Source organism: Microbacterium sp., assembly GCF_031178525.1.
In the GTDB taxonomy this organism is placed as follows: Bacteria; Actinomycetota; Actinomycetes; order Actinomycetales; family Microbacteriaceae; genus Microbacterium.
Window position 1 is genome coordinate 1 of sequence record NZ_JAPSJA010000225.1, and the last position, 3,792, is coordinate 3,792.

General features: G+C 72.8%; 5 protein-coding genes. 4 read left to right on the forward strand and 1 reads right to left on the reverse strand.

Annotated elements, in window-relative coordinates; all coding sequences use genetic code 11:
• The 4 genes from RIF89_RS11995 to RIF89_RS12010 all read left to right on the forward strand — a co-directional run.
• On the forward strand, window positions 1–581 hold a 581-nt coding region (locus tag RIF89_RS11995; RefSeq protein ID WP_309069338.1), incomplete at its 5' end, for an MFS transporter.
• Window positions 582–590: 9 nt separating this feature from the next.
• Window positions 591–1,286, forward strand: a complete 696-nt coding sequence (nucS, locus tag RIF89_RS12000; RefSeq protein WP_309069339.1) for an endonuclease NucS — start codon at window positions 591–593, stop codon at window positions 1,284–1,286.
• A gap of 78 nt (window positions 1,287–1,364) precedes the next feature.
• On the forward strand, window positions 1,365–2,036 hold the full coding sequence (locus RIF89_RS12005; protein WP_309069340.1) for an HAD hydrolase-like protein: 672 nt from the start codon (window positions 1,365–1,367) through the stop codon (window positions 2,034–2,036).
• Between the two features lie 10 nt (window positions 2,037–2,046).
• Window positions 2,047–3,330, forward strand: a complete 1,284-nt coding sequence (locus RIF89_RS12010; protein WP_309069341.1) for a hypothetical protein — start codon at window positions 2,047–2,049, stop codon at window positions 3,328–3,330.
• A 112-nt stretch (window positions 3,331–3,442) separates the two neighbouring features.
• On the opposite strand, the gene RIF89_RS12015 is transcribed toward RIF89_RS12010, so the two are convergent.
• The gene (locus RIF89_RS12015) at window positions 3,443–3,649 is read right to left on the reverse strand and encodes a cold-shock protein (protein ID WP_135114861.1); all 207 of its coding nucleotides are present in this window, start codon (window positions 3,647–3,649) and stop codon (window positions 3,443–3,445) included.
• Window positions 3,650–3,792: the final 143 nt, after the last annotated feature.

Sequence of the window (3,792 nt, forward strand, 5' to 3'; positions counted from 1 at the left end):
CCTGGCGCGAGCCGCGCACGTACGCGCTCGGCGTGATCATGCTGGGCATGGCGTTCGCGGAGGGCTCGGCGAACGACTGGCTCGCCCTGGGCATCGTCGAGGGACACGGCGGCGACGAGGCGCTCGGTGCGACGGGCCTGACGGTCTTCTCGGTCGCGATGACCGCGGTGCGCGTGTTCGGCGGGCCGCTCGTCGACCGCTTCGGCCGGGTCGCGATCCTCCGCGTGCTCGCCCTGTCTGCCGGGGCTGGCCTGACGCTGTTCATCCTGGCCCCGAACCTGCCGCTCGTGATGGTCGGAGCGGCGCTGTGGGGCGTTGGTGCGTCGCTCGGCTTCCCGCTCGGGATGTCGGCCGCGGCCGACGATCCGGCGAAGGCCGCGGCGCGCGTGAGCGCCGCCGCGACGATCGGCTACGTCGCGTTCCTCGCGGGGCCGCCGATCCTCGGCGTGATCAGCGACCGGATGGGACTGCTCAACACGCTGTTCGTGATCGTCGCCCTCACGATCGCATCCGGCCTCGCCTCCAGCGCCGCGCGGCCGCTCGCGCCCGTGGCGGACAGGCCCGCGCCGCAAGACCGTTAGGCTCATGCGGTGCGTCTCGTCATCGCCCGCTGCTCCGTCGACTACACCGGTCGTCTCAACGCGCATCTGCCGCTCGCCACGCGGCTGCTCGTGCACAAGGGCGACGGCAGCCTGCTCGTGCACTCCGACGGCGGGTCGTACAAGCCGCTGAACTGGATGAGCCCGCCCTGCCGGCTCGACGTCATCGTCCCGGACGCCGAGCTCGCAGAGGCCGGCGTCGCCGAGCTGTGGAAGGTCACGCACAAGAAGTCCGGCGACGCGCTCACCGTGCACATCTACGAGGTGCTGCACGACTCGAAGCACGACCTCGGCGTCGACCCGGGCCTGATCAAGGACGGCGTGGAATCCGATCTGCAGCGCCTGCTCGCCGAGCAGGTCGACCTGATCGCGGAGGGCGCGAAGCTCGTGCGCCGCGAGTACCCCACGGCGATCGGCCCCGTCGACCTGCTCGTGCGCGACGCGGGCGGCATCCCGATCGCGGTCGAGGTCAAGCGACGCGGCGACATCGACGGGGTCGAGCAGCTCACGCGCTATCTGGACCTGCTCGGACGCGACCCGCTGCTGACGGGCATCCAGGGCGTGTTCGCCGCTCAGGAGATCAAGCCGCAGGCGCGCACGCTGGCGCAGGACCGCGGCATCCGCTGCCTCACGCTCGACTACGACGAGATGAAGGGCATCGAGTCGGGGGCGCCCCGGCTCTTCTAGCCGTGCGACCGCGCCGCCGCGCTTCGGCGGCGTCCTGCGCTGACATGACGGTCCATCCGCCTGGATAGGCTGAACGTCATGACGTCATCGCCCTGGTCCTGCATCATCTGGGACGTGGACGGGACGGTGGCGGATGCATCGGCCGGAATCCTGCCGCGCATCACCGAGGTGCTCACGTCGATGGGGCGCACGCCGCCTGCGGCGGATGAGCTGCGCCACTGGATCGGCCCGCCGATGCTCGAGTCCTTCCAGAAGCGCGCGCTGCTGTCCGAGGAGCAGGCGACGGAGGCGGTCACCGCGTATCGCGCACTGGCCGCGCGCGACGGCTACGCCTCGTCCGTCGCCCTCTACCCCGGTGTGCCCGAGCTGATCCGCGCCGTGCACGACGCCGGGATCCCGCAGGCGACCGCGAGCACCAAGCCGCAGAACCAGGTCGAGGCGATCCTGTCGCATTACGGTCTCGACGACGCCTTCACGGCCATCGTGGGCGCGCGCCCGGAGGCCGACGTGCTCGACACGAAGTCGGACGTCCTGGGCCGCGCGCTCGAGGGACTCACGGCCGCCGGCGTCGACACCACGCACGCCGTGCTCATCGGCGACCGGCATCACGACGTCGACGGCGCCGCGGAGCACGATGTGCCCGTGGTCTTCGTGACGTGGGGCTTCGGCACTCCCGGCGAGGAGGACGGCGCACGGGCCGTCGTCGACGACGCAGCCCAGCTGCGTGACCTGCTGCTGTCGGAATCCTGAGCCGTCCCGCATGGACGTCACCGAGCTCGATCCGCTGACCTGGATCATCCCCGCGCTGGTCGTCTTCGGATCCGCCGCCGTCCTCGCGCTCGCGGTCGCGGCGGCCGTGCGCCACGCGCGCCGCGGGCCGGGCGCGCGGCGCCGGGCGGCCGATGCCGTCGAGCGCACGGGCGTGGCGCTCGTGCAGCTCGACGACGCGATCGACGAGCTGGAGCTGGAGGTGGGCCTCTCCGGCGCCCTGTACGGCGGCGGCGCGCCGGCCTCGCTGCGGCGCGCTCGGATGACCGCGCAGCACACGCGCGACGACGCGTTCGCGACGTACCGCGCCCTGACCGATCCGGACGCACCCCCGCTCGCGGTCGAGCGCGCCTCGCGCGATCTCGTGCGCCGGATCGAGCGCGCGATGACCTCGATCGAGACCGCGCGTCGCGAGCACCAGTCCTGGATCGACGCGCACGTGAGCGCGGCCGACCAGATCTCGGCCGCCGAACGGCACCTCGCGGATCTTCGCTCGCGCATGGGCGATCCCGATGCGCTGCTGCGCGAGCTCGCGCAGCGTGCGGAGCGCGACGAATGGATCGACGCCGTGCGTGCCGCCGGGGCCGCGCGCGCCGCGATCGCCGATGCGGAGGCGCACATCGCCGCCGCTCGCGCCGAGGCAGCGGACCCGTCGCGCTCGGCCCTCGACGACCTCTCCGCCGCCGAGCGCGCGCTGCGGAACGCGGACGCCGCGTCGCGCGCCCTCGAGGAGACGCACCGACTCGTGATCCAGGCGGGCCTGGCGGTATCGGACGAGCTCAGCGCTGCGCACGGCGCCATCCGCTCGGCCACCGCCATCCGGTCGGCTCTGCCCGCGGACGCGTCCGACCGGCTCGGCGAGGAGATCCGCCGGGCGAGCGCCGAGCTCGCGCGCATCGCTCCCATCGCCGCCCGTCGCCCGGTGTCGGCGAACGAGGCGATCGCGCGGGTGCGCGAGCGGCTGGATGCGGCTCTCGCCGACGCCCGGACGGCGCAGCAGCGCCAGCGCGGCGCCCGCAGCGCGCTTCCGGGGACACTCGCGGCCGCGCGCAGCGCGGTGCATCGCGCGGAGGCCGCGCTTCCGCGGCAGGCGGCTCAGCTCGACGCGCGCGTGCGGCTCGACGCGGCGCGGCAGGAGCTCGCGGAGGCCCGGCAGATGCAGGACCCCGTGGCGGCGCTGGATGCCGCGCGCCGCGCGATCCGTCACGCCGAGGACGCCACCGCGCTGATCGACCACCACCGTGGCGCGGCCGCTCCCGCGCACCGCCTCGACTGACGAATCCGGCCCCGTCCCCAGCCGAGCTCCCGGGCAGAGGAAAGGGCCCGGCGCACGAGGCGCCGGGCCCTTGTCGCCGACCGCGCTGAGCGGCGGCGGGGGGTATCGGTGATCAGATCGGGCGGATGTTCTCCGCCTGCAGGCCCTTGGGGCCCTGCGCGATCTCGAACTCCACGCGCTGGTTCTCCTCCAGCGAGCGGTATCCGGAAGCCTCGATCGCGGTGTAGTGCGCGAAGACGTCAGAGCCGCCCTCGTCGGGAGAGATGAAGCCGAAGCCCTTCTCCGAGTTGAACCACTTGACGGTGCCCTGCGTAGCCATTTACTGCCGTTCTTCTTGATTGAAACCGGCGCGAAACTCGCGCCGACGCTCCTCACGGTAACGGAGTGACCCGCAAAGAGATAGAGAGCGCTGTTTCGTGACGCAACTGTTGCACCCACTCGGTGGGAGGGAAGCGACTTTTT